Genomic DNA, 21295 nt, shown 5'->3' on the forward strand with positions numbered 1-21295 from the left:
GGAGCTCTGGTGTGAGCTGTGCCACATGCTGTCACAGTCGGCGGGGCCCCGGTGTCTTGTGGCCGAACCCTCTGGAACCCGAGGAGCCACCGTGAGCGAGAACACCGTGAGCGAGAACACCGAGATCGTCGTGATCGGCGGGGGATACGCCGGCGTGATCGCGGCGAACCGTCTGACCCGGCGCGACGACCTGAACGTGACGCTGATCAACCCGCGCCCGGACTTCGTCGAGCGGATCCGCCTGCACCAGCTGGTCGCCGGAACCCATGACGCCGTCGTCGACTACCGGAAGATCCTGGGCGGGGGCGTCCGGCTGGTCGTCGACACCGTGACCCGGATCGACGCGGCCGGACGCGGCCTGACGCTGGCGAGCGGCGCCACCGTCCGCTACGACCACCTGATCTACGCGGTGGGCAGCGGCAGCGCCGACCCGCGGGTGCCCGGAGCGGCCGAGTTCGCCCACCCGATCGCCACCCTGGAGGACGCCCGGCGGCTGCGGCCGGTCGTCGACGCCGCGTCCGCGAAGGCCCCGCTGACCGTCGTCGGAGCCGGCCCGACCGGCATCGAGACCGCGGCCGAGCTGGCCGAGCAGGGCCGCACGGTGACCCTGGTCTGCGGCGGAGTCCTCGGCCCGTACCTGCACCCGCGGGGCCGGCGCTCGGTCGCCGGACGCCTGGCCGCGCTCGGGGTGACCGTCCTCGACGGCCCCGGCACGAAGGTGACCGCGGTGACCCGCGACGCCGTACAGCTCGCCGACGGCCGCACGCTGCCCAGCGAGGTGACCGTCTGGACCGCCGGCTTCGGGGTCCCGGACCTGGCCGCGCGCAGCGGCCTGAGCACCGACGCCCTCGGCCGTCTCCTCACCGACGAGACGCTGACCAGCGTCGACGACCCGCACATCGTCGCGGCCGGGGACTCGGCCGCGCCCTCGGGCCTGCCCCTGCGGATGAGCTGCCAGGCCGCGATCCCGCTGGGCGCGCGGGCCGCCGACACGGTGCTCAGCCGGATCGCCGGTGAGCGGCCCGCGACCCTGAACCAGGTGTTCGCCGGCCAGTGCATCAGCCTGGGCCGGGACGCGGGCATCTTCCAGTTCGCCCACCGCTACGACGTCGCGGTCGGGTTCCACATCGGCGGTCGTCCCGGTGCGAAGCTCAAGGAGTTCGTGTGCAAGGGCATCATCGAGCACCTGGCGGGCGAGGCACGCAAGCCCGGTGCGTACCGCCTGCACAAGGTCTCGGGAGGATCCAGGCGGCAGCAGCAGCTCCAGCGGAGCGAGCACGCCGAGCACCCGGCCGTCGTCGAACGCGTGGTCTGAGCCGCGCCCGGACGGGGGAGGGACCCTGACATGGACGATCACACCGCCGACCCGGCGACAGAGGCGTTCGTCGCCCACCGCAACCTGCTCTTCACCGTCGCCTACGAGATGCTCGGCTCGGCCGCCGACGCCGAGGACGTGCTGCAGGAGACCTGGCTGCGGTGGGTGGACACCGACCTGGCCGAGGTGCGCGACCCGCGCGCCTACCTGGTCCGCATCACCACCCGCCAGGCCCTCAACCGGCTGCGCACCCTGACCCGCCGCAAGGAGGCGTACGTCGGCCCCTGGCTGCCCGAGCCGCTGCTCACCACCCCGGACGTGGCCCAGGACGTCGAGCTCGCCGAGAGCGTGTCGATGGCTCTGATGCTCGTCCTCGAGACCCTGTCCCCCACCGAGCGGGCCGTCTTCGTGCTGCGCGAGGTCTTCGACGTCGGCTACGACGAGATCGCCGCCGCCGTCGACAAGAGCCCCGCGGCGGTCCGTCAGATCGCGCACCGCGCCCGCCGGCACGTCGACGCCCGCCGCCCGCGCGAGGTGGTCTCCGAGAGCAGGACCCGCGCGGCCCTGGAGTCGTTCCGGCGGGCGCTCGCCACCGGGGACCTCCAGGGCTTCCTCGACGTGCTCGCCCCCGACGTCGTCCTGATGAGCGACGGCGGCGGACTCCGGCAGGCCGCACCCCGGCCGATCAGCGGCGCCGACAAGGTGGCCCGCTTCATCGTCGGCGGTTCCCGCCGCCACCGGGCGACGCTCACCAGCGAGTTCACCATGGTCAACGGCGGCCCGGCGCTCGTGCTGCGCGTGGACGGCGAGATCGACGGTGTCGTCGCCATCCGCTTCGAGGACGACCGCATCACTGGTCTGTACTACGTCCGCAACCCGGAGAAACTGACCCGGGTCGACTACGAGACCCCGCTCACCCTGCGCTGAACACCGGCCGCCCCGGGCAGGCCCAGGAAGGGCCCTAGCATCTTCCCCAGTACCGGAACACAGTTCTCCGTACCGGACGAAGAGGAAGGTGCCCTGCCATGGCCGAGACCGCCAAGGACGCCCCGCACCGCAGTGTGTGGCTGGAGGGCAAGGCACGGCGGCGCGGCCGGGGCGGCGGCCAGCCCTCCGGGCTCGACCGGACCCGGATCACCCAGGTGACCGTCCGGCTGCTGGACGCGGAGGGGCTGGCGAAGTTCTCCATGCGGCGGCTGGCGGCCGAGCTGAACGTGACGGCGATGTCCGTGTACTGGTACGTCGACACCAAGGACGACCTCCTCGAACTCGCCCTGGACGCCGCCTTCGAGGGCCTGGAGCTGCCCGATCCGGCCCGGCACGACGAGGACTGGCGCGACCAGCTCCGCGCCCTGGCCCGCGCCTACCGCGGCCTGCTGGTCCGCCACCCCTGGCTGTCGCCGCTGGCGGGCACCTTCCTCAACATCGGCCCGAACAACCTGGCGTTCTCCCGTACCGTCCAGCAGGTGATCCGCCGCACCGGGCTGCCGACGCACGGGCTGGCGGCGGCCATCTCCTCCGTCTTCCAGTTCGTGTACGGCTTCGGCACGATCGAGGGCCACTTCATCGCCCGCTCCACGGCCGTCGGCCTGACGCCCGACGAGTACTTCCGCGAATCCCTGGCCACGGTCACCGAGGCACCCCAGGCCGCCGACGTCATCAGGGAGAGCGAGGACATCATGGCGGCCCGAGGCGGCGACACGGTCGAGGAGATGTGGGAACGCGACTTCGCATACGCCTTGGACTTGCTGATCGCAGGCATCGAAGCCATGACACAAAGGTCCAGGCAGACCCCCTAGGGGCGCGGGGCCGCATCAATACGCGGCTCCGCCGCGTGGGCGCGACAAGCCACATACGACCCGCACCCGCAAGACGACAAGGCGCCCGGAGTCAGCAGCCGTCAGTCCACTGAAACAAGCCGAGCCGGGAAACCGCCGGTCGCGACCGGCCCCCACCGCACCGGGGTGATCCGGATGATCGACTTCCCCTGCCGCACCATCGCCGCCCGGTACTCCTCCCAGTCCGGGTGCTCCCCCGCGATGTTCCGGAAGTACTCCACCAGCGGCTCGACGGACTCCGGCACGTCGAGCACCTCCGCCGTCCCGTCGATCTGCACCCACGGCCCGTCCCAGTCGTCGCTGAGCACGAGCACGCTCACCCGCTCGTCCCGCTTGGCGTTGCGCGTCTTGGCCCGCTCGGGGTAGGTGGAGACGACGATCCGCCCGGAGTCGTCGACGCCGCAGGTCAGGGGCGACCCCTGGGGCCCGCCGTCACCGCGCCGGGTCAGCAGGATCGCGCGGTGACGGGGTCGTACGAAGTCCAGCAGCTCATCGAGCGAGACGGCCGTGTTGGTCGCGATGTTCGGTGCCATGCGGTCAGCCTAGGCGGCCGGAGGGCCGCCCTGGGTGACCCTGCCGGTCCTACGCCCCGGGCAGCGACTCGCCCCGCACCGCCTGGATGTCCAGTTCCACCCGCAGGGTCGTGCCGATCGCGGCGACGCCCGCCTGGAGGACCTGGTTGTAGGTCATCGCGAAGTCCTCGCGGTGCAGTTCCGCCGTCGCGCGGAAGGCGACCCGGGTGCCGCCCCACGGGTCGGCGCCGGTGCCGAGGAGGGCGAGGTCCAGGTCGACGGGCCGTACGACTCCCCGCAGGGACAGCTCACCGTGGACGGTCCAGCGGTCGGGGCCCGCGACCGTCAGACCGGTCGAGCGGTAGGTGATCTCGGGGTGCTTCTCGACGTCCAGGAAGTCCGCCGAGCGCAGATGCGTGTCGCGCGTGCCGTTGCCGGTGTCGATGGAGGCCGCCCGGATCACCGCCTCCACCCGGGACGTGGTGACGTCGTCCGGGGCGATCTCGATCGTCGCCGAGAAGTCGGTGAACCGGCCGCGCACACTGGAGATGCCCAGGTGCCGGGCGACCGCGCCGACCGTGGAGTGCGCCGGGTCGACGGTCCAGCGCCCGGGCGGCGGCAGCTCGGCCCCGCCCTGCCGGGCCAGGGTCACCGTGCCCACGTCCACCCGGCCGCTCGCGGTGACGAGCGCGGTGGAGGCGACGGGCCCGTGTCCGACCGCCGTGACGATCACGGTGTACGGCCCCGGCGCGAGGTCGGTCGCCTCGCGTACGGCGCCCTCCTCGTCCGCCTCCGCCCGCAGCACCTGCGTACCGGTCATGTCGGTCACCGTGACGACCGCGTGCGACACGGCCCATCCGTCGCGGGTGCGGATCCTCGCGGTCAGTGCCATCTCAGGTAACTCCTCGTGGGAAGAACGGGGCGGGGGCGGTGGGGCACCCCCCACCGCCCCCGCCCGCGGTCGTGCTACTCGCCCGGGTGGGCGAGCTCGATGTCATGGCCGTCGACGCCGGCCCCGGTCACCGTCAGCGCGGTGGCCACCGGCGGATAACCGGTCGCGATGACCGTGTACTCGCCGCCGTCGAGATCCGCGAAGGCGTACGCCCCGTCCGCGCCGGTCGTCGCCGTGCGCAGGACGTTGCCCGCCGCGTCCACGAGCGTCACCCGCGCGTCGGCCAGCGGCCCGTGCGGCGCCCGCACGACTCCCCGGAGCCGCGCGCCCGCGTCGAGCGCGACCTCCACCCGGGTCACCCCGGTCCCGCCGACCTCGACGGGCAGTGCCCGCGGCCGGAACCCGGCGGCGTTCACCGCGACGGTCACGGCACCCGGCACCAGCTCGCCGACGGCGAACTCGCCCTGGTCGCCGGTGGCCGCGGTGGCCACCAGCTCGCCGCGCACATCAGTGACGACGACCATCGCGTCCTTGACGCCCTCACCCGACGCGGAGGCCCGCACGAACCCGCTGAGCCCGCTGGTCCCGCTGAGCAGGATGTCGTACGCGAGCGGCTCGCCGTCGACGACGATCGTGGACGCCTGCGGCTGGAACCCGTCCGCCGAGGCGATCAGGACGTACGACCCCGTCCCGGGCGCGTCCAGCGCGTAGGCGCCGTCGGCCTGCGCGACCGACCGGCCCAGCTGCCGTCCGGCCAGGGAGATCAGGGTGACGGCGGCCTGCGGGACCGGCGCGCTCTCGGCGCCCCGGACGAAACCGTGGACCGGGACACCGGAACCGGACTCCTGGACGGCGGTGTCGGCGACCGCCCAGCCGGGCGTGTGCTGCTCGGCCGGCGCGGGAGCCGGGGTCTGCGCCTCGGCCGGGGTCTGCGCCTCGGCCTCCGCCTCGGCCGCGTGGGCCAGGGCGCCCTTGGTCCGCAGCGGGACCTCCTTGATGAACAGGGTGATCAGGAAGGCGAGCAGCGCCAGACCTGAGGCGATCAGGAAGACGTCCGCGATGCCGTGGCCGTACGCGTCCTCCATGACCGTGCGCAGCGGCGCCGGCAGCTTGTCCATGTCCGGGATCGTGCTGGAGGAGCTGGAACCGGACGCGAGCGCGGCGTACTTCGGGCCGAGCCCGGCGATGCCGTCCTTGGCGTAGTCGGTGATGCGGTTGGCCATGACGGCACCGAGCGCCGAGACGCCCATCGCACCGCCGAGGGAGCGGAAGAAGGTGACGGTCGAGCTGGCCGAGCCGAGGTCCTTCGGCTCCACCTGGTTCTGCGTGGACAGGACCAGGTTCTGCATCATCATGCCGACGCCGAGACCCAGCAGCGCCATGAAGACCGCGGTCTTCCAGTAGTCCGTGTCGTAGCGGACGGTGCCGAGCAGACCGAGGCCCGCCGTGATGAGCACACCGCCGCTGACCAGCCACGCCTTCCACTTGCCGGTGCGGGTGATGAACTGTCCGGAGACGGTGGAGGAGACGAACAGACCGCCGATCATCGGGATGGTCAGCACCCCGGACATGGTCGGGGACTCGTCGCGCGCCAGCTGGAAGTACTGGGCGAAGAACACCGTGCCGGAGAACATCGCCACGCCCACGAACATCGAGGCGATGGAGGAGAGGGTGATGGTCCGGTTGCGGAACAGCCGCAGCGGGATGATCGGCTCGCTCGCCCTCGACTCGACGAAGACGAAGACCAGCCCGAGCAGGACCGAACCGGCGACCATCGTGTACGTCTGCCAGGACAGCCAGTCGTACTTGTCACCCGCGAAGGTGACCCAGACGAGCAGCAGGGAGACGGCGGCCGAGATGAAGAACGCGCCGGCCCAGTCGACCTTCACGTCCCGCTTCACGACCGGCAGGTGCAGGGTCTTCTGCAGCACGATCAGCGCGATGACGGCGAAGGGGACGCCGACGTAGAAGCACCAGCGCCAGCCCAGCCAGGAGGTGTCGGTGATGACACCGCCGAGCAGCGGGCCGCCGACGGTGGCGACGGCGAAGGTGGCGCCGAGGTAGCCGGAGTAACGGCCGCGCTCCCGCGGCGAGATCATCGCGGCCATCACGATCTGCGCGAGGGCGGACAGGCCGCCGACGCCGACGCCCTGGACGACGCGGCAGGCGATCAGCATGCCGGGGTTCTGCGAGAGCCCGGCCGCCGCCGATCCGAGGACGTAGATGACGAGCGCTGTCTGGACGAGCGCCTTCTTGTCGTAGAGGTCGGCGAGCTTGCCCCACAGCGGGGTGGTCGCCGTCATCGCCAGCAGGGTGGCGGTCACGACCCAGGTGTAGGCGGACTGGCCGCCGCCGAGGTCACCGATGATCTCCGGGAGGGCGTTGGAGACGATCGTGGACGACAGGATCGCCACGAACATGCCGAGCAGAAGGCCGGACAGGGCCTCCATGATCTGCCGGTGCGTCATCGGGGCGTGGGCGTCGTGCCCGCCCCCGTGCTTGCCGTGGGCCCGCACACCGGCCGGTGTGGTCGTTGCCATGGACTTCCTTCTCTTACGCGGGTGTACGGGTGGTCTGGTGGAACGGGGGAGGCGGTGGCGGCTGGGGTGGCGGCTGCCGGTGCGGGGTGGTCCGGCAGTCGCCGAAGCTGGCGCGCAGCCGGGTCATCAGCCCGATGAGCTGGCCGATCTCGTCGTCGGACCAGTCACCGAGGCGCTCCGCCAGCAGGGCGACACTGCGCCGGGACAGCTCGGCGAGCACCGCGCGGCCCTCGGGGGTGAGGTGCAGGATGCGCGAGCGCTTGTCCGCCGGGTCCGCGGAACGGTCGATCCAGCCGCGTTCGGCGAGGTGCGCCACGTGCCGGCTGGTCACCGACATGTCGACCGCGAGCAGCTCGGAGAGATTGCTCATGCGCATGTCTCCGTGGCGGCCGAGGAGGGTGAGCACGGCGGCGGAGCCGGGCGAGCACTCGGCCGGCATGATCCGCCCGAGGTCCCGCTTCACGACGCCGAAGGCACTGAGCTGACGCGCCAGCTCCTCGTACTGCGTCTGCGCGGCCACCACACCTCCCTGTTCGTTGCTTGGGGCAACCATAAGACTGGTTGGTTGCTGCAGGCAAATAAAACGGCCGAGGGGCGCCGCAAAAAGTTGGCAAAGGCAAGTATTGCGAGGGTAAATGTGCAGGTCAGGACAGTCCGGCCGGGCGTGCGTCGCGTGACCCGAGGATCGAACCCACTCGCCGAACCGGCCGGAGGCGGGCTCCTCGCGGGACCGCCGATGGGCGTCCTTGCGGGACCCCCACTTGGGACGCCGCCGCCGTTTTCGCTAGTGTCTCGGCCCATGGCTAACACCCAGGGCCCGCAGGGCAACTACGACCCCGCCGGCAGCACCCAGATGTTCCGCGCGTTCGTCGACGAGGGCGGCCCCCAGGCCACCTCTCGTCAGGCCCCCGCGCCGGCCGGCCCCCGCATCGGCCTGATCATCGGCATCGTCGCCGCGGTGGCGATCGTGGCGGCCGTCGCCTGGCTGGCGCTGAAGTAACCGACGCCGCCCCCCGCCGCGACCGCTACTCCCACCGCACGGACACGTCCCGCGTCTCGATCCGCATCCCCAGCGGTACGCGCCAGGCGTCCACGCACACCGTCCAGGTCCGTTCCTTGCGGGCGCCGGGCGCGATCGGCGTGGGCAGCGCCTCCGTCGACTCGACGGTGGACCAGTCGATGCCGAGGGCGTCGATGACGTGCGTCCCGAAGGTGACCGTGCCCGAACGCACCGGTCTGCCGCCCGGGTTGCGGAAGGTCAGCGTCACGTCCTCGCACCAGCGGTGGTCGGTGGGGGTGCGCACGGGGTCGCTCGCGACCAGGGCGGCCGGAGCGGCCGACGGAGGTGACGGGGTGGCCGTCGGGGGAGCGGAGCCCGAGGGCCGGGGCGGTGTGTGCGTGACCTCCGCCGGTGAGTCGGTTCCCGACGGGGGCGGCTCGACCACCGACTTCCCGGAGCCGCCCGGGGTTCCCCGGGCCACGGAACGTCCCTCGGCCCCGTCCCCGATCCCGGCCCCGTCCGCGCCGCTGCCCGTCGGATCGTCGAGCGGTACCAGTCGTACGCCTTCCGTGGGGCCCGCCCCCGGTGATCTCTCTCCCGGTGCGCTCTCCCCCGCGGCGCCGACCGCGGCGTAGTCGCCGCCGTGCCCGCCTCCGCCGTACGCCCCGAGGATGCCCGCCGCTCCCGCCACGACGGCGACGGCCGCCGACAGGCCCCACAGGGCGCGCCGACGGCCGCGTGACCGTGCTGGGGTCCCGTCCCGTGTCGTGCGCATCGCGTCAGTGTGGCTGACGGTGCGTCAGGAAGGAACCCCGCGGGCTCAGTCCGAGATCAGGCCCTCCCGCAACTGGGCCAGGGTCCGGGTCAGGAGACGGGAGACGTGCATCTGGGAGATGCCGACCTCCTCGCCGATCTGGGACTGCGTCATGTTGGCGAAGAAGCGCAGCATGATGATGCGGCGCTCGCGCGGCGGGAGCTTCGCGAGCAGGGGCTTCAGCGACTCCCGGTACTCCACGCCCTCCAGGGCCGTGTCCTCGTAGCCGAGGCGGTCGGCCAGGGAGCCCTCGCCGCCGTCGTCCTCGGGGGCCGGGGAGTCCAGCGAGGACGCCGTGTACGCGTTGCCGACGGCCAGGCCGTCGACCACGTCCTCCTCCGAGACGCCGAGGACCGCGGCCAGTTCGGCGACCGTGGGCGAGCGGTCCAGCTTCTGGGAGAGCTCGTCGCTGGCCTTGGTGAGGGCCAGGCGCAGCTCCTGGAGCCGGCGCGGGACGCGGACGGACCACGAGGTGTCGCGGAAGAACCGCTTGATCTCGCCCACGACCGTCGGCATCGCGAACGTCGGGAACTCCACGCCCCGTTCGCAGTCGAAGCGGTCGATGGCCTTGATGAGGCCGATGGTGCCGACCTGGACGATGTCCTCCATCGGCTCGTTCCGCGAGCGGAAGCGCGCGGCGGCGTAGCGGACGAGGGGGAGGTTGAGCTCGATGAGGGTGTCCCGGACGTAGACCCGTTCGGGGCTGTTCTCGTCGAGTGCGGCCAGTCGCAGGAACAGGGAGCGGGACAGGGTGCGGGTGTCGATGGCACCGGTGGACGGGAGGGCCGGAGCCGGTGCGGCCTCGAGGGCCACGTCGTCGAGCACGTCGGGCTCGACAGGCGCGACGGGCTCGGTCTCGCTCTTCGTGAGCGTGAGCACCTTCGAGCTGCCCTGGTCTGCGGACATGCCACCCCCTTTGGGTCGCGGGACGGTCGCGGCGTTCGCTCTCCGCCGTGGAGAACGTCAGCCTCCACCTGAATACCGGAGCCGAAGCCCTGGCAAACGCGCTTCCAGGAGAATGTCACATGTCGGCAACACGCTGTAGTGACATGTCGACATCACAGTGACGAATCGGCCCTGGAAACAGAGGGTGTGACGGTTTTTCAGGGGAGTTGTGTCGGGAAGTGTCGAGGTGGGGGATTCGCTCTCACCGGTGACTTCTCGCTCTTGCTTGCGATACCCCATCGGATGACGTAACCAGAGCCGTGCGCCCTATGCGTGCGCCCCATCTGTGCGCCTGTGCATACGGCCGTGCTCCCGCGTCCTCACGTCGTGTCAGGCCTCGATGCGGTTCGCGGAACGCAGTCGCTGGAAGCTACGCGCGAGTAGCCGGGAGACGTGCATTTGCGAGACGCCGAGTTCCGCGCTGATCTGAGACTGCGTGAGATTGCTGTAGTAGCGCAGCAGGAGAATTCTCTGTTCGCGTTCCGGGAGCTGGACGAGGAGATGGCGGACGAGGTCGCGGTGTTCGACGCCGTCGAGGGCCGGGTCCTCGTAGCCGAGGCGGTCGAGCAGACCCGGCAGTCCGTCGCCCTCCTGCGCCGCTTCCAGGGAGGTCGCGTGGTACGACCGCCCCGCCTCGATGCAGGACAGGACCTCGTCCTCGCCGATGCGCAGCCGCTCGGCGATCTCGGCGGTCGTCGGCGTGCGGCCGAAGGAGGTCGTGAGGTCCTCGGTCGCGCTGTTCACCTGCACCCACAGCTCGTGCAGCCGGCGCGGCACGTGGACGGTGCGGACGTTGTCCCGGAAGTAGCGCTTGATCTCGCCGACGACGGTCGGCATCGCGAAGGTCGGGAACTGCACGCCGCGGTCCGGGTCGAAGCGGTCGATGGCGTTGATCAGCCCGATGGTGCCGACCTGGACGACATCCTCCATCGGCTCGTTGCGGGAGCGGAAGCGGGCGGCCGCGTAGCGCACGAGCGGGAGGTTGGCCTCGATGAGCGCCCCGCGCACGCGGTGGTGTTCCGGGGTGCCGGGCTGCAGCTCCTTGAGTTCGGCGAAGAGCACCTGGGTGAGCGCCCGGGTGTCGGCGCCCCGGCGCCGCTCGGGGCCCGGGGCCGGTGCCTCTTCCTGAGGCGGCGCAGTACTGGCCGACACGGTCACGCCACCTCTTCATCAGGTCAACAACATCGGTCAACTCATCCATCAAAAGCGGTCATAGCATCACAAGACATGTGCACTGTGTGCAAGCACCCCATAACACCGTGTTGGGGAAGAAGTTGGGGCATAGGACACGCGAGAGCCCCCCGCCGTTCGGCGGGGGGCTCCTTTGTTCTGCGGGTGCGGCTCATGTTCTGCGGGTGCGGCTCAGAACGCGTAGTCGGCGACCACCCAGGTGGCGAACTCCCGCCACAGCGCGACGCCCGCCTGGTGCGCCGGGTGCTCGAGGTACCGCTTCAGGGCGTCCGCGTCCTCGACCGCCGAGTTGATCGCGAAGTCGTAGGCGATGGGCCGCTCGCTGATGTTCCAGCCCAGTTCCCAGAAGGCCAGCTCCTCGATCTGCCCGCCGAGCGCCCGGAAGGCCTCTTCGCCCCGGACGACCCGGGGGTCGTCGCGCTCGACGCCCTCGTTCAGCTTGAACAGGACCAGATGGCGGATCATGGGCACTCCCGGTGCGTGCTGCTGGGCTCGCCGTCAGTGGGCCCCGTTGGCGAGCCAGGTGAAGAAGTCGCCGATGGCCTTGGCGGCGTCCGATATGCCCTCGAAGCCTATCTGGACGTAGTCCGCCGCTCTGGACGGGTCCGTGATGATCACATAGAGCGCGAAGACCACGAGTACGTAGACGGCGATCTTCTTGGCGTTCACCGCCACCTGGCCTCCCCTGTCGTGGCCGTGAGGCCCCTGTTGACGGCGGCGAGTGTAACCGTAAGTGCGATTTACGCACCGCCTTTGAGCGTCTGCGGCGCGCCCGTGAACGAATCCGCCCGCGCCGCGCCCGCCCCGCGCTCGCCCCGCGCTCGCCCCGCGAACCGATCAGAAAATTCGTGAGCCGATCCGTGAACCGATCGGGAGGCCTCGTCCGATGAGGGGGTGAAGGCCGGACGGAAGCGAGCCCGCGCAAGGGCCCGACCAAGGGAGAAGACGAATGCTGCACATGATGGACCTGCCGATCTTCGTGCTGATCGCCCTGGTGGCCGTCTTCACGATCTGGGCGCTGATCGACTGCATCCGCACCCCCGGGGAGCGCGTCCGGATCCTGCCCAAGCTGCTGTGGCTGCTCATCCTGCTCCACGGCTCGGTCGTCGCCGCCCTCGCCTGGACCTACTTCGGCAAGAAGCCGATAGCGGACACGACGAAGGGCCCGGTCCAGCGGACCGAGCCCTTCGCTCAAGCGCGGTAGCGGAGGGATTTGAACCCTCGGTGACTTGCGCCACACTCGCTTTCGAGGCGAGCTCCTTCGGCCGCTCGGACACGCTACCGAGGGAGACCTTACAGCACACGGGGGCGTGGTTTGAAATCGGTATTCGGGGAGGTCGGCGGCGACGTCGTCAGCGTGCGCGGAAGAACTCCGTGAGGAGCCCCGCGCACTCCTGCGCCAGGACGCCCTCGACGACCTCGGGCCGGTGGTTGAGCCGCCGGTCTCGGACGACGTCCCACAGGGAGCCGGCCGCGCCCGCCTTGTCGTCGCGGGCGCCGTAGACGACCCGGTCCAGCCGGGACTGCACGAGCGCGCCCGCGCACATCGTGCAGGGTTCCAGCGTGACGACGAGTGTGCAGCCGGTCAGCCGCCACTCGCCGAGCCGCGCGGCCGCCCGCCGGATGGCGAGCACCTCCGCGTGGGCCGTCGGATCGCCGCCGGCCTCGCGTTCGTTGTGACCGGCCGCGAGGACGGTCGTGCCGTCCGGAGCCAGCACCACGGCGCCGACCGGGACGTCCCCGCCCCGGACGGCCAGCCGGGCCTCGTCCAGGGCGAGCCGCATGGCGGCCCGCCACGGGTCGCGTACGGGGTCCGGCGGTGCCCCGGCTGCGGTCAGCGGACGGTCTCCAGGACCTCCGAGGCGCCCAGGGCGTCGGCGATCTCGCTGAGGGCGTCCTCGGACAGCGCCTTCAGCTCCTTCTCGCTGACGCCGAGGTCGTCGAGGATGCCGGGGTCGCCGACCGGGCCGTGCGGCACCGCCTCGGCGGAACCGGAGGCGCCGCCCTCGTCGTCGTCCTCGTCCTCCCGGTCCTCCCCGTCCTCGGTCCCGTCGAGGTCGAGGGCATCGAGGACATCGTCGTCACCCGGCTCCCTTCCGAGCAGTTCGTCGGTGAGCAGGAGCTCGCCGTAGGAACTGCGGGCGGCGGCAGCGGCGTCGGAGACGTAGATGCGAGGGTCCTCCTCACCATCGATGCGGACGACACCGAACCAGGAGTCCTCCTGCTCGATGAGCACGAGCACCGTGTCCTCGTCAGGAGAGGCTTCCCGGGCCAGGTCGGCCAGATCCGACAGGGTTTCCACATCGTCGAGCTCTGTGTCGCTCGCTTCCCACCCGTCTTCGGTGCGCGCGAGCAGTGCGGCGAAGTACACCGTGACTCTCCCACTGGTCATAGGCGTGCCGGTTGGGGGTCCCCCCGGCGGAGGTTACGGGCGGAGAGAGCTGTGCTCCGAGCCCCACCCACTCGGAATCGTGGCAGAAACAAGGCGTTCAGGGGACGTCTTCGGCTCCCTGTGTCCGGTGGTTTTGATCGCACGTCCGTGAGTACGTCCGCAGGCAACTCACCAGCACACTCGTTGCGGCCACTGCGGATCGTACGCGGCTTTCCCGTGCGCCCACGCACGCCCACCCCCCGCCGCCACCCGTGGCGGTGGCGATCTTCACCGAACGTCCCAAGTGCCGTACGGGCACAAGGGGATCGTTCGGCTACCAGCGGAACGTGCGCATACGCATCGCGTGGCGCAGGCGGGCGCTCTTGGCGCGTCGCGGCTGGACCCGGTCGCGCAGTTCGCGGGCCTCGGCGAGCTCGCGCAGGAAGCGGTCACGGCGCCGGCGGCGCTCGGCCTCGGTCTCCCGCGGTACGCCCGAGCGCTCGGTCGGCTCCGGCGCGTCGCGCTCTGGCAGGTCAGGCATAGGCTTCACCACCCCGGGTCCGTCTTCACCACTTTCCCTCGCCCGGGCGGTTTGATGCCAGCGAACGGCCCAAGCGGTTCGGCGCGTCCGCGGGCCGCCGGACCAGGGAGTGGGGGGGCGCCGGGCCGGTCCCGCCCGGCTACTGTTGTGGACATGCGTCTCCACGTCGTCGACCACCCCCTGGTCGCCCACAAGCTCACCACGCTGCGCGACCAGCGCACGGACTCCGCGACCTTCCGCCGCCTGGCCGACGAACTGGTCACCCTGCTCGCCTACGAGGCCACGCGTGACGTGCGCACCGAACAGGTCGACATCACCACGCCGGTCGCCCGGACCACCGGGGTGAAGCTCTCCCACCCGCGTCCGCTGGTCGTGCCGATCCTGCGGGCGGGCCTCGGCATGCTGGACGGCATGGTCCGCCTGCTGCCGACCGCCGAGGTGGGCTTCCTGGGCATGATCCGCAACGAGGAGACGCTGGAGGCGTCCACGTACGCCACGCGCATGCCGGAGGACCTCTCCGGCCGCCAGGTGTACGTCCTCGACCCGATGCTGGCCACGGGCGGCACCCTGGTCGCGGCGATCCACGAGCTGATCAAGCGGGGCGCCGACGACGTGACCGCTGTGGTCCTGCTGGCCGCCCCCGAGGGCGTCGAGCTCATGGAACGCGAACTCGCCGGCACCCCGGTGACGGTCGTGACGGCGGCCGTCGACGACCACCTCAACGAGCACGGCTACATCGTCCCCGGCCTGGGCGACGCGGGCGACCGCCTCTACGGCGCGGCGGAGTAGGGCTGGAGCAGCTGGGTGGGGAGTGGCGAGGCCGTAGGCCTGCTACTCCTGCGCCCAGGAGACGGACCCGACGACCGGCGAAGCCCGCGGACGGCCTTCTCCTCTCAGCAGGCCTTCTTGGTGGCGGCCGTCGGCTGGGGCGACACCAGCGCGGTCAGCGCCTTCGTCGCCTCCCCCTCACTGCTGAGCGCCTTGAACGCGTTGCCGATGATCAGGTCCACCTCGGCGCCCTTGCGCCCCGCCTCGGCCCGCCGTTCGGCACCGCCGACCTGGGTGGACAGCACCGAGAGCGAGGTGTTCAGCGCGGACGCCGGGCCGAGGAGCAGCGCGGCGCCGTCGACCTTCTTGTCGAACTCCTTCGGCGCGTTGCCCACCTCGCCGATCTTGAAGCCGCGTTTCTCCAGCTCGTCGGCGGTGGACTTGGCGAGACCGCTGCGGGTGGTGGCGTTGAGGACGTTGACCGTGATCTGGGCGGGCTTGGGCAGCGCGGCCGGAGAGGCGGACGCCGACGGGCTCGCCTTCGCCGACTTCACCGCGCAGGAGGCCTTGGAACCGGCCGCGGAGGCCGTCCCTCCGCCCCCGGTGAAGACATCGATGAGCTGCAGGGTGCCCCAGCCGGCCACGCCGAGCGCGGCACCGCAGGCGACGACCACGACGACCAGCCTGCCGCGCCGTCGGCGGCGGCGCATACGGGGGTACTTGTCCCCCGTGATCCGGTATTTGCCGCCCATGCCGGGGGGAGTCAGCATGCTCATGGGCGCAGCGTAGTGCGCCCGGGCGGCCGTGACTAATAAACGATCATCCGACATCGCTCGGGGGTGTGGGAAAGAACCCGAAAGGGCCAACACCGCACCGTCGGGGAGCGGCGGAGCGGCGCCTCAGTCCAGCTCGAGGACACGCGCGTGCAGCACCTGGCGCTGCTGGAGCGCCGCCCGCACCGCGCGGTGCAGCCCGTCTTCCAGGTACAGGTCGCCCTGCCACTTCACCACGTGCGCGAAGAGGTCGCCGTAGAAGGTCGAGTCCTCGGCGAGCAGGGTTTCCAGGTCGAGCTGCTGCTTGGTGGTCACCAGCTGATCGAGGCGGACCGGGCGCGGTGCGACGTCCGCCCACTGCCGGGTGCTTTCCCGGCCGTGGTCGGGGTACGGCCGGCCGTTTCCGATGCGCTTGAAGATCACACGGAAAGCCTACCGGCCCAGACCTTCCGGGCGCAGCCATGGCGGCCGAGTGCGGCGCCGGAAAAGCCATGATGAACAGGGGCAAAACGGGAGGGAGGGGTCGGTCGGTGCGGGGTGCCGACGGGATCGCCACCGGGTGCCCCTTCATCGGCGTCCACCCGGGACGTCCGGCTGATTCGCCCGAAAGGGGTCGGCGTGTTCTTCGTCACGCGGACTTCGGACCGGACGGTGCGGAAGCCGCCGCCGCGCGAGCGCTGTACACAGGGTGTGGACAGAGATTCGGGGTTCTCACGGGCGCCGCCCGGCGGAGGCGGTGGCCCACGGGACGCCTGCCGGGCGTCCGCGGGCCCCCGCCGCCTGCCGGTCAGCGGTTCTGTTTCACCACGGCCGGCCGCTCCTGCTCGGTCTTCCTCGGCCGAGACTGAGGCCGAGGCCGAGGCTGAGACTGAGGCTGCGACTTGGGCTGCGACTTGGGCTGCGACTGAGGCAGGGGCTTCGGCGCGGCGCTGCGGGCGGCCTCCGCGCGCAGCAGGGCGCGCAGGACCGCGTACGGGTCGGTGGGCATGGCTGTGCTCCTTGCGTCGTGCTGACTGACCTGGTGCGGGCGTCGGTCAGCAGCGCAGGACCACGGTGAGCAGGATGTGGGGGGCGTACGGCGTCCCGGGCGGGGCGGGCAGCGGGCGTGCGGCCGGTTCGCCCGGCGCGGGGGCCGGCCGGGGCGCGGGGAGTGGTGGGGCGGCGGGCCGAGGGGCGCAGGGGGCGGGCCGGAACGCGGTGGCGTCGGCGTCGTACTCGATGATCTCGCCGACGACGACGGGTGCGGCGGACACCTCGGCGGGTGCGCCCGGCAGGAGCAGGGCGAGCACCAGCACGAGCACCCGCAGCCAGGCGCGGCTGCGGGGGAGGCGTGCTGCGGTGCTCATGGAGGGTCATCTGCCCGCGACACGCCCACGGTTCAGCACGCGGGACGCCGGATGCACCCGTTCGGCCGACGGCGCGTTTCCCGCGCCGCGCGCCCCCGGGGGCCCGGGGCCCCTACTTCTTGGCCGCTTTCGCCGCCGCCTTCATCTCCTGCTTGTGCGCCCGTACCTTCGTCAGCGACTCCGGGCCGGTGATGTCGGCGACGGACCGGAAGGACTTCGGTTCGCCGTACGAGCCCGCGGCCTCCCGCCAGCCCTCCGGCCGCACACCGAGCTGCTTGCCGAGCAGGGCCAGGAAGATCTGGGCCTTCTGCTTGCCGAAGCCGGGCAGCTCCTGCAGCCGCTTCACCAGCTCCTTGCCGGTGGCGGCGTCCTTCCAGAGGGCCTCGGGATCACCGTCGTAGTGTTCGACGAGGTACTGGCAGAGCTGCTGGATGCGCTTGGCCATGGAGCCCGGGTAGCGGTGCACGGCCGGCTTCTCGGAGAGCAGCGCGGAGAAGGCCTCCGGGTCCTGGGCGGCGATGTCGTGCGCGTCGAGGTCGTCGGCGCCGAGGCGGTCGGCGATCGTGCGGGGGCCCTTGAACGCCCACTCCATCGGGACCTGCTGGTCCAGCAGCATCCCGACCAGCGCGGCCAGCGGGGAACGGCCGAGCAACTCGTCGGCCTCGGGGTCCTGGGCGAGGTGAAGGGTGACGTCCATGCGTCGATGATCCCGCGCGGGCCCGCGCCCCGCGCGCCGGTACCCCCGGTTCCCGCCTCGCTCAGCCCGCGCGCCAATAGCCCAGCGCGTGCAGCCGTTCCCTGGGGACGCCCAGCTCCTTGCGGGCGTACGACGCAAGCGTGCGGGTGGTGCGGGTGTCGCAGGCGATCCAGACGTACGGGTGTTCGGTGGCCGCGAGGAGGGCGGGCAGCTCGGCGCGGACCCGTTCGACCAGCTCCGCGCGCGGGACGTGCCGCAGTTCGTGCCGGCCCGGGTCGGTGCGGAAGGGGAGGCCGTCCGCCGCGCCCTCGAACCAGACGGTGGCCGGGGTCTGGCCCAGCGCGTCGAGCAGGGAGTTGATCGCGGGCAGGGAGGCCGGGTCGCCGATCGCGAGGACATGGCCCGGCGCGGGCGCGGGCTGCTCGAACGCGCTGCCCTGGACGGTCGCCTCGATGGTGTCGCCGGGCCGGGCCGCGCGCGCCCAGTCGCTGGCCGCGCCCTCGTGCAGGGCGAACTCCAAGGAGAAGGCGCCGCCCGCCGGATCGGGGTCGACGAGGGTGTACGCCCGCTGGTGCGGCTTGCCGGCGTTGTCGAACCACAGCCGCACCCACATCGTCGGATGGACGCCGGTCGCGGCGAGCAGCCCGCCGTCGGTGAGACGCACCCGGCGGAAACGCGGGGTGACGTCCTGCGCCTCGGTCACGGTCAGCGTGAAGTCCTTCGCCCGCATCAGCCTGAGGACAGCCCCCTCCCAGCCCCGCCCCTGCGCCATGACCTCTTCACCCCTCGCGTACGATTCCTGAACCGATTGATTAGGTAAGGCTAACCTAAAGGTAAATGCATGCGGGCCATAGCCTGCCATGGAAGGGCCACAGGGTGACGACGTGACGACCGAGATCCACAGGGACGCGTGGGGCGTCCCGCATCTGCGGGCGGCCGACGCCCGGGAGCTCGCCCGCGCCCAGGGCCTGGTCACGGCCCGCGACCGCGCCTGGCAGCTCGAGGTCGAACGCCACCGCGCCCAGGGCACCTCCGCCTCCTTCCTCGGCCCCGAGGCCGTGGCCTGGGACGTCCTCGTCCGCCGCGCCCGCCTCGCCGACACCGCCCGCCGCTGCTTCGACCGGCTGGAGCGGCGTGATCCGGAGACCGCCGCGTGGGTACGGGCGTACGTCGACGGCGTCAACGAAGGGCTCCACCTCACCCCCGAGTTCACCCGGGTCGGGCTCGCCCCGGGGCGCTGGGAGCCCTGGACGCCCCTCGCCGTCTGGCTCTCCGCGCACCTCCTGTTCGCCGGATTCCCCGCCAAGCTGTGGCGCGAGGAGGCCGTACGGCACCTCGGCCCGGGCGCGGTCGGGCTGTTCGCCACCGACGGGCCCGGCACCTCCGGCAGCAACGGCTGGCTGGTCGGCGGCGCCCGGACCGTCACCGGTCAGGCGGTCATCGCCGGCGATCCGCACCGGTTCATCGAGGACCCCGGCGTCTACCAGCAGATCCGTCTCGCGTGCGACGAGTTCGACGTCGTCGGGCTCGCCGTGCCCGGCGTCCCCGGCATCGCCCACTTCGGGCACACCGGCACGGTCGCCTGGGCCATCACCAACGCCATGGCCGACTACCAGGACCTCTACCGCGAACGTCTGCGCCGCACCGGCGCCGGCATCGAGGCCCTCGGCCCGGACGGCGAGTGGCACCGCGCCGCCCGGCACACCGAGACCGTCGAGGTGGCCGGGGAGGAGCCGGTCGAGGTGGAGGTGATCGAGACGGACCGGGGGCCGGTGATCGCCGGGGGGCCGGAGGGGCTGGAGAGCGGGGTGCCGCACCCTGCGGAAGATACGTTTCCCTCTCTCGACGGGGTCGACGGGGTCGACGGGGCCGACAGGGCCGACAGGGCCGACGGGATCAACGGGATCAACGGGATCGACGAGGTCGACGGGACTGACGGGGTTGAGCCGATCGAGCCCGCCGGAATCGCCGGAACCGCCATCCCCTTGGCCCTCGCCCTCCGTCACCCGCCCCGCGTCACCGAGGACCTCGGCTTCGGTGCCCTCCTCCCCCTCCTGCGGGCCCGCCGCGTCGCCGATGTGGACGCCGCCTTCGACGTCTGGGCCGAGCCGGTCAACGTGGTCCAGGCCGCCGACACCGAGGGCGGGTCGCTGCACCGGGTCGCGGGCCGGGTCCCCGTCCGCGCCGAGGCCAACGGCATCCGGCTGGTCCCCGCCTGGGAACCCGGCCACGAGTGGACCGGCTGGCACGAGATGCCCCGCGCCGGTCTCACCCACGGCGTCGCGGTCATGGCCAACCAGCGCGGCCCGGCCGCCCCCCTGGGCGTCGAGTTCGCCCCGCCGCACCGCGCCGACCGCATCCGCGCCCTGCTGGCCGAGAAGGACGCCTGGTCCGCCTCCGACATGCCCGCGATCCACACGGACACGCACCTCGCCTCCGCCGGCCCCCTCCTCGACCACCTCGCCGCCCTCGGCGACCTCACCGGCCCCGCCGCCGAACTGCGCGCACGCCTGCTGCGCTGGAACCGCCGTATGGACGCCGACAGCGAGGACGCGGCCCGGTACGCGGCCCTGCGCACCGCCGTCGTCCGCCGGCTCGCCGCACACCCGGCCTTCGCCGCCCTCGCCACCCCGCCCGCCTACCCCGAGGTCCTCCAGCCCTGGCTCGCCCTGCTGCCGCGCATCGGCTTCGCCCTCGAACACCTCCTGCGCGCCGAGGACCTCTACGGCGTCGACCGCCCCCGGCTGGTCCGGGAGGCCGTCGAGGAGGTCGCCGTACAGCCGCCCGCCCGCTGGGGCGACACCCACCGCCTCGCCCCCTGGCGGGCCCTGCCCGACCCGACGTACGAGGCACCGGCGCTCTCGGGCGACCACGACTGCGTGCTGTGCACCACGGCCGTGCCCGGCTGGACCGACCTCGCCGCGCGCGGCCCCGCGGCCCGTTACGTCTGGGACCTGGCCCGCCGCGAGGACAGCCGGTGGGTCGTCCCGCTCGGCGCCTCGGGCGACCCCGACAGCCCCCACCACCACGACCAGCTGCCCCTGTGGCTCAAGGGCGAGCTGGCCCCGGTCGTCACCGACTGGGACCAGTTGACGAAGGAGAGCGATGTCTGACCGGCACGTCCACGCACCCGTCCATACCGAGCACGCCGAAGGGTTCGGCACCATCGGCCTGCGTCCCCTGGACGCCGAGGGCGACGCGGACGTCGTGCACGGCTGGGTGCGCGAGGAACGGGCCGCGTTCTGGGGCATGAACGGTCTGACGCGGGACCAGGTCGCCGAGATCTACGCCCACCTGGCCGGCCTCGACACCCACCACGCGTTCCTCGTCGAACTGGACGGCACGCCGGTCGGCCTGCTCCAGACGTACGAGCCCGCCGAGGACCGGGTCGGGGAGTGCTACGAGGTGGAGCCCGGCGACATCGGCGTCCATGTGCTGCTCGCGCCCGCCGGCCCGCGGGGAGCGCGTCCCGGCTGGTCGGCCGCGCTGATGCGGGCCTTCGCCGCGTACGTGCTGCTGGGTCTCGACCGGCGGCGGGTCGTGGTCGACCCGGACGTGCGCAACGAAAGGGCGATCGCCCGCTTCCTGCGCCAGGGCTTCGACGTCGGCCCCCTGGTCACCCTGCCGGAGATCGACCTGCCGGACGTGTACCTGCCGGAGAAGAAGGCCCAACTGGCGTTCCTCCGCCGCGAGGTGCTGTTCCCGTAGCCCTAGAGGTGCTGTTCCCGTAGCCCGCGCTCTTCTCGTAGCCT

Annotated in this window: 26 protein-coding genes and 1 tRNA gene; 8 read left to right on the forward strand and 19 right to left on the reverse strand. The window is 72.0% G+C overall.

Features of this window, described 5'->3' with window-relative positions; genetic code table 11:
* Positions 1 to 106 precede the first annotated feature (106 nt).
* From OG852_RS24880 to OG852_RS24890, 3 genes are all read left to right on the forward strand, one after another.
* Positions 107 to 1315, forward strand: a complete 1209-nt coding sequence (locus OG852_RS24880; protein ID WP_330351486.1) for an NAD(P)/FAD-dependent oxidoreductase — start codon at positions 107 to 109, stop codon at positions 1313 to 1315.
* 30 nt (positions 1316 to 1345) lie between these two features.
* Entirely contained in the window at positions 1346 to 2242 is an 897-nt protein-coding gene (locus OG852_RS24885; RefSeq protein ID WP_330348994.1) for an RNA polymerase sigma-70 factor, read from the forward strand.
* Positions 2243 to 2340: 98 nt separating this feature from the next.
* Positions 2341 to 3114: a TetR/AcrR family transcriptional regulator gene (locus tag OG852_RS24890; protein ID WP_208117357.1), complete on the forward strand. Its 774-nt coding sequence runs from the start codon at positions 2341 to 2343 to the stop codon at positions 3112 to 3114.
* 101 nt (positions 3115 to 3215) lie between these two features.
* Here OG852_RS24890 and OG852_RS24895 read toward each other — a convergent pair whose 3' ends face one another.
* The 4 genes from OG852_RS24895 to OG852_RS24910 all read right to left on the reverse strand — a co-directional run bounded on the left by OG852_RS24895 (position 3216) and on the right by OG852_RS24910 (position 7617).
* Entirely contained in the window at positions 3216 to 3686 is a 471-nt protein-coding gene (locus OG852_RS24895; RefSeq protein ID WP_330348995.1) for a PPOX class F420-dependent oxidoreductase, read from the reverse strand.
* A 49-nt stretch (positions 3687 to 3735) separates the two neighbouring features.
* A complete protein-coding gene (locus tag OG852_RS24900; protein ID WP_330348996.1) occupies positions 3736 to 4557 on the reverse strand; it encodes a YceI family protein in 822 nt (273 codons plus the stop codon).
* Positions 4558 to 4631: 74 nt separating this feature from the next.
* Entirely contained in the window at positions 4632 to 7097 is a 2466-nt protein-coding gene (locus OG852_RS24905; RefSeq protein WP_330348997.1) for an MFS transporter, read from the reverse strand.
* A 13-nt stretch (positions 7098 to 7110) separates the two neighbouring features.
* Complete coding sequence (locus tag OG852_RS24910) at positions 7111 to 7617, reverse strand: MarR family winged helix-turn-helix transcriptional regulator (RefSeq protein ID WP_133916890.1); 507 nt, start codon at positions 7615 to 7617, stop codon at positions 7111 to 7113.
* Positions 7618 to 7896: 279 nt separating this feature from the next.
* Between OG852_RS24910 and OG852_RS24915 the strand changes: the two genes are divergently transcribed.
* Complete coding sequence (locus tag OG852_RS24915; protein WP_133916889.1) at positions 7897 to 8097, forward strand: hypothetical protein; 201 nt, start codon at positions 7897 to 7899, stop codon at positions 8095 to 8097.
* 25 nt (positions 8098 to 8122) lie between these two features.
* Here the strand turns inward: OG852_RS24915 and OG852_RS24920 are convergent, their stop codons facing one another.
* From OG852_RS24920 to OG852_RS24940, 5 genes are all read right to left on the reverse strand, one after another.
* A complete protein-coding gene (locus tag OG852_RS24920; RefSeq protein WP_330348998.1) occupies positions 8123 to 8872 on the reverse strand; it encodes a hypothetical protein in 750 nt (249 codons plus the stop codon).
* Positions 8873 to 8917: 45 nt separating this feature from the next.
* A complete protein-coding gene (locus OG852_RS24925; RefSeq protein WP_133916887.1) occupies positions 8918 to 9817 on the reverse strand; it encodes an RNA polymerase sigma factor SigF in 900 nt (299 codons plus the stop codon).
* 369 nt (positions 9818 to 10186) lie between these two features.
* On the reverse strand, positions 10187 to 11014 hold the full coding sequence (locus OG852_RS24930) for an RNA polymerase sigma factor SigF (RefSeq protein ID WP_133916886.1): 828 nt from the start codon (positions 11012 to 11014) through the stop codon (positions 10187 to 10189).
* Between the two features lie 204 nt (positions 11015 to 11218).
* Positions 11219 to 11512, reverse strand: a complete 294-nt coding sequence (locus tag OG852_RS24935; RefSeq protein ID WP_133916885.1) for a Dabb family protein — start codon at positions 11510 to 11512, stop codon at positions 11219 to 11221.
* A 33-nt stretch (positions 11513 to 11545) separates the two neighbouring features.
* A complete protein-coding gene (locus OG852_RS24940; RefSeq protein ID WP_166663733.1) occupies positions 11546 to 11722 on the reverse strand; it encodes a hypothetical protein in 177 nt (58 codons plus the stop codon).
* 274 nt (positions 11723 to 11996) lie between these two features.
* Between OG852_RS24940 and OG852_RS24945 the strand changes: the two genes are divergently transcribed.
* The gene (locus OG852_RS24945; protein WP_330348999.1) at positions 11997 to 12251 is read left to right on the forward strand and encodes a PLDc N-terminal domain-containing protein; all 255 of its coding nucleotides are present in this window, start codon (positions 11997 to 11999) and stop codon (positions 12249 to 12251) included.
* On the opposite strand, the gene OG852_RS24950 is transcribed toward OG852_RS24945, so the two are convergent.
* The 4 genes from OG852_RS24950 to OG852_RS24965 all read right to left on the reverse strand — a co-directional run bounded on the left by OG852_RS24950 (position 12246) and on the right by OG852_RS24965 (position 13959).
* Positions 12246 to 12330 (reverse strand) — tRNA-Ser (locus OG852_RS24950). The genes OG852_RS24945 and OG852_RS24950 overlap by 6 nt on opposite strands.
* A 69-nt stretch (positions 12331 to 12399) precedes the next feature.
* On the reverse strand, positions 12400 to 12831 hold the full coding sequence (tadA, locus tag OG852_RS24955) for a tRNA adenosine(34) deaminase TadA (protein ID WP_133916883.1): 432 nt from the start codon (positions 12829 to 12831) through the stop codon (positions 12400 to 12402).
* 50 nt (positions 12832 to 12881) lie between these two features.
* Positions 12882 to 13418 carry a tRNA adenosine deaminase-associated protein gene (locus OG852_RS24960; protein WP_330351487.1) on the reverse strand — a complete coding sequence of 179 codons (537 nt, stop codon included), beginning with the start codon at positions 13416 to 13418 and terminating at the stop codon, positions 12882 to 12884.
* A gap of 334 nt (positions 13419 to 13752) precedes the next feature.
* Positions 13753 to 13959, reverse strand: a complete 207-nt coding sequence (locus OG852_RS24965; RefSeq protein WP_133916882.1) for a hypothetical protein — start codon at positions 13957 to 13959, stop codon at positions 13753 to 13755.
* A gap of 153 nt (positions 13960 to 14112) precedes the next feature.
* On the opposite strand from OG852_RS24965, the gene upp reads away from it, so the two are divergent.
* On the forward strand, positions 14113 to 14748 hold the full coding sequence (gene upp / locus OG852_RS24970; protein WP_133916881.1) for a uracil phosphoribosyltransferase: 636 nt from the start codon (positions 14113 to 14115) through the stop codon (positions 14746 to 14748).
* A 104-nt stretch (positions 14749 to 14852) separates the two neighbouring features.
* On the opposite strand, the gene OG852_RS24975 is transcribed toward upp, so the two are convergent.
* The 6 genes from OG852_RS24975 to OG852_RS25000 all read right to left on the reverse strand — a co-directional run bounded on the left by OG852_RS24975 (position 14853) and on the right by OG852_RS25000 (position 18315).
* A complete protein-coding gene (locus tag OG852_RS24975) occupies positions 14853 to 15503 on the reverse strand; it encodes a LytR C-terminal domain-containing protein (RefSeq protein ID WP_330349000.1) in 651 nt (216 codons plus the stop codon).
* A gap of 123 nt (positions 15504 to 15626) precedes the next feature.
* Positions 15627 to 15923 (reverse strand): type II toxin-antitoxin system VapB family antitoxin, encoded by a 297-nt coding sequence (locus OG852_RS24980; RefSeq protein WP_004943146.1) that lies wholly within the window; start codon positions 15921 to 15923, stop codon positions 15627 to 15629.
* Between the two features lie 364 nt (positions 15924 to 16287).
* Entirely contained in the window at positions 16288 to 16488 is a 201-nt protein-coding gene (locus OG852_RS24985) for a hypothetical protein (protein WP_330349001.1), read from the reverse strand.
* Between the two features lie 46 nt (positions 16489 to 16534).
* Positions 16535 to 16846, reverse strand: a complete 312-nt coding sequence (locus tag OG852_RS24990) for a hypothetical protein (protein WP_330349002.1) — start codon at positions 16844 to 16846, stop codon at positions 16535 to 16537.
* A gap of 112 nt (positions 16847 to 16958) precedes the next feature.
* The gene (locus OG852_RS24995) at positions 16959 to 17543 is read right to left on the reverse strand and encodes an HhH-GPD-type base excision DNA repair protein (RefSeq protein ID WP_133916879.1); all 585 of its coding nucleotides are present in this window, start codon (positions 17541 to 17543) and stop codon (positions 16959 to 16961) included.
* Positions 17544 to 17604: 61 nt separating this feature from the next.
* Positions 17605 to 18315, reverse strand: a complete 711-nt coding sequence (locus OG852_RS25000; RefSeq protein WP_133916878.1) for a siderophore-interacting protein — start codon at positions 18313 to 18315, stop codon at positions 17605 to 17607.
* 112 nt (positions 18316 to 18427) lie between these two features.
* Between OG852_RS25000 and OG852_RS25005 the strand changes: the two genes are divergently transcribed.
* Together OG852_RS25005 and OG852_RS25010 are read left to right on the forward strand one after the other, a co-directional pair.
* The gene (locus OG852_RS25005) at positions 18428 to 20656 is read left to right on the forward strand and encodes a penicillin acylase family protein (RefSeq protein WP_330349003.1); all 2229 of its coding nucleotides are present in this window, start codon (positions 18428 to 18430) and stop codon (positions 20654 to 20656) included.
* Positions 20649 to 21251: a GNAT family N-acetyltransferase gene (locus OG852_RS25010; protein WP_330349004.1), complete on the forward strand. Its 603-nt coding sequence runs from the start codon at positions 20649 to 20651 to the stop codon at positions 21249 to 21251. The genes OG852_RS25005 and OG852_RS25010 overlap by 8 nt, the downstream gene beginning before the upstream one ends.
* Positions 21252 to 21295: the final 44 nt, after the last annotated feature.

Source organism: Streptomyces sp. NBC_00582 (assembly GCF_036345155.1).
Lineage (GTDB): Bacteria > Actinomycetota > Actinomycetes > Streptomycetales > Streptomycetaceae > Streptomyces.

Bases quoted from the DNA above. Each gene is read 5' to 3' on its own strand.
- OG852_RS24915 (WP_133916889.1), top strand. From the start codon at position 7,897: ATGGCTAACACCCAGGGCCCGCAGGGCAACTACGACCCCGCCGGCAGC.
- OG852_RS24990 (WP_330349002.1), bottom strand. From the start codon at position 16,846: ATGAGCACCGCAGCACGCCTCCCCCGCAGCCGCGCCTGGCTGCGGGTG.
- OG852_RS25000 (WP_133916878.1), bottom strand. From the start codon at position 18,315: ATGGCGCAGGGGCGGGGCTGGGAGGGGGCTGTCCTCAGGCTGATGCGG.
- OG852_RS24925 (WP_133916887.1), bottom strand. From the start codon at position 9,817: ATGTCCGCAGACCAGGGCAGCTCGAAGGTGCTCACGCTCACGAAGAGC.
- OG852_RS24920 (WP_330348998.1), bottom strand. From the start codon at position 8,872: ATGCGCACGACACGGGACGGGACCCCAGCACGGTCACGCGGCCGTCGG.
- OG852_RS24885 (WP_330348994.1), top strand. From the start codon at position 1,346: ATGGACGATCACACCGCCGACCCGGCGACAGAGGCGTTCGTCGCCCAC.
- OG852_RS24905 (WP_330348997.1), bottom strand. From the start codon at position 7,097: ATGGCAACGACCACACCGGCCGGTGTGCGGGCCCACGGCAAGCACGGG.
- OG852_RS24895 (WP_330348995.1), bottom strand. From the start codon at position 3,686: ATGGCACCGAACATCGCGACCAACACGGCCGTCTCGCTCGATGAGCTG.
- OG852_RS24890 (WP_208117357.1), top strand. From the start codon at position 2,341: ATGGCCGAGACCGCCAAGGACGCCCCGCACCGCAGTGTGTGGCTGGAG.
- upp (WP_133916881.1), top strand. From the start codon at position 14,113: ATGCGTCTCCACGTCGTCGACCACCCCCTGGTCGCCCACAAGCTCACC.
- tadA (WP_133916883.1), bottom strand. From the start codon at position 12,831: ATGCGGCTCGCCCTGGACGAGGCCCGGCTGGCCGTCCGGGGCGGGGAC.
- OG852_RS24900 (WP_330348996.1), bottom strand. From the start codon at position 4,557: ATGGCACTGACCGCGAGGATCCGCACCCGCGACGGATGGGCCGTGTCG.
- OG852_RS24935 (WP_133916885.1), bottom strand. From the start codon at position 11,512: ATGATCCGCCATCTGGTCCTGTTCAAGCTGAACGAGGGCGTCGAGCGC.
- OG852_RS24975 (WP_330349000.1), bottom strand. From the start codon at position 15,503: ATGAGCATGCTGACTCCCCCCGGCATGGGCGGCAAATACCGGATCACG.
- OG852_RS24945 (WP_330348999.1), top strand. From the start codon at position 11,997: ATGCTGCACATGATGGACCTGCCGATCTTCGTGCTGATCGCCCTGGTG.
- OG852_RS24965 (WP_133916882.1), bottom strand. From the start codon at position 13,959: ATGCCTGACCTGCCAGAGCGCGACGCGCCGGAGCCGACCGAGCGCTCG.
- OG852_RS24985 (WP_330349001.1), bottom strand. From the start codon at position 16,488: ATGCCCACCGACCCGTACGCGGTCCTGCGCGCCCTGCTGCGCGCGGAG.
- OG852_RS24995 (WP_133916879.1), bottom strand. From the start codon at position 17,543: ATGGACGTCACCCTTCACCTCGCCCAGGACCCCGAGGCCGACGAGTTG.
- OG852_RS25010 (WP_330349004.1), top strand. From the start codon at position 20,649: ATGTCTGACCGGCACGTCCACGCACCCGTCCATACCGAGCACGCCGAA.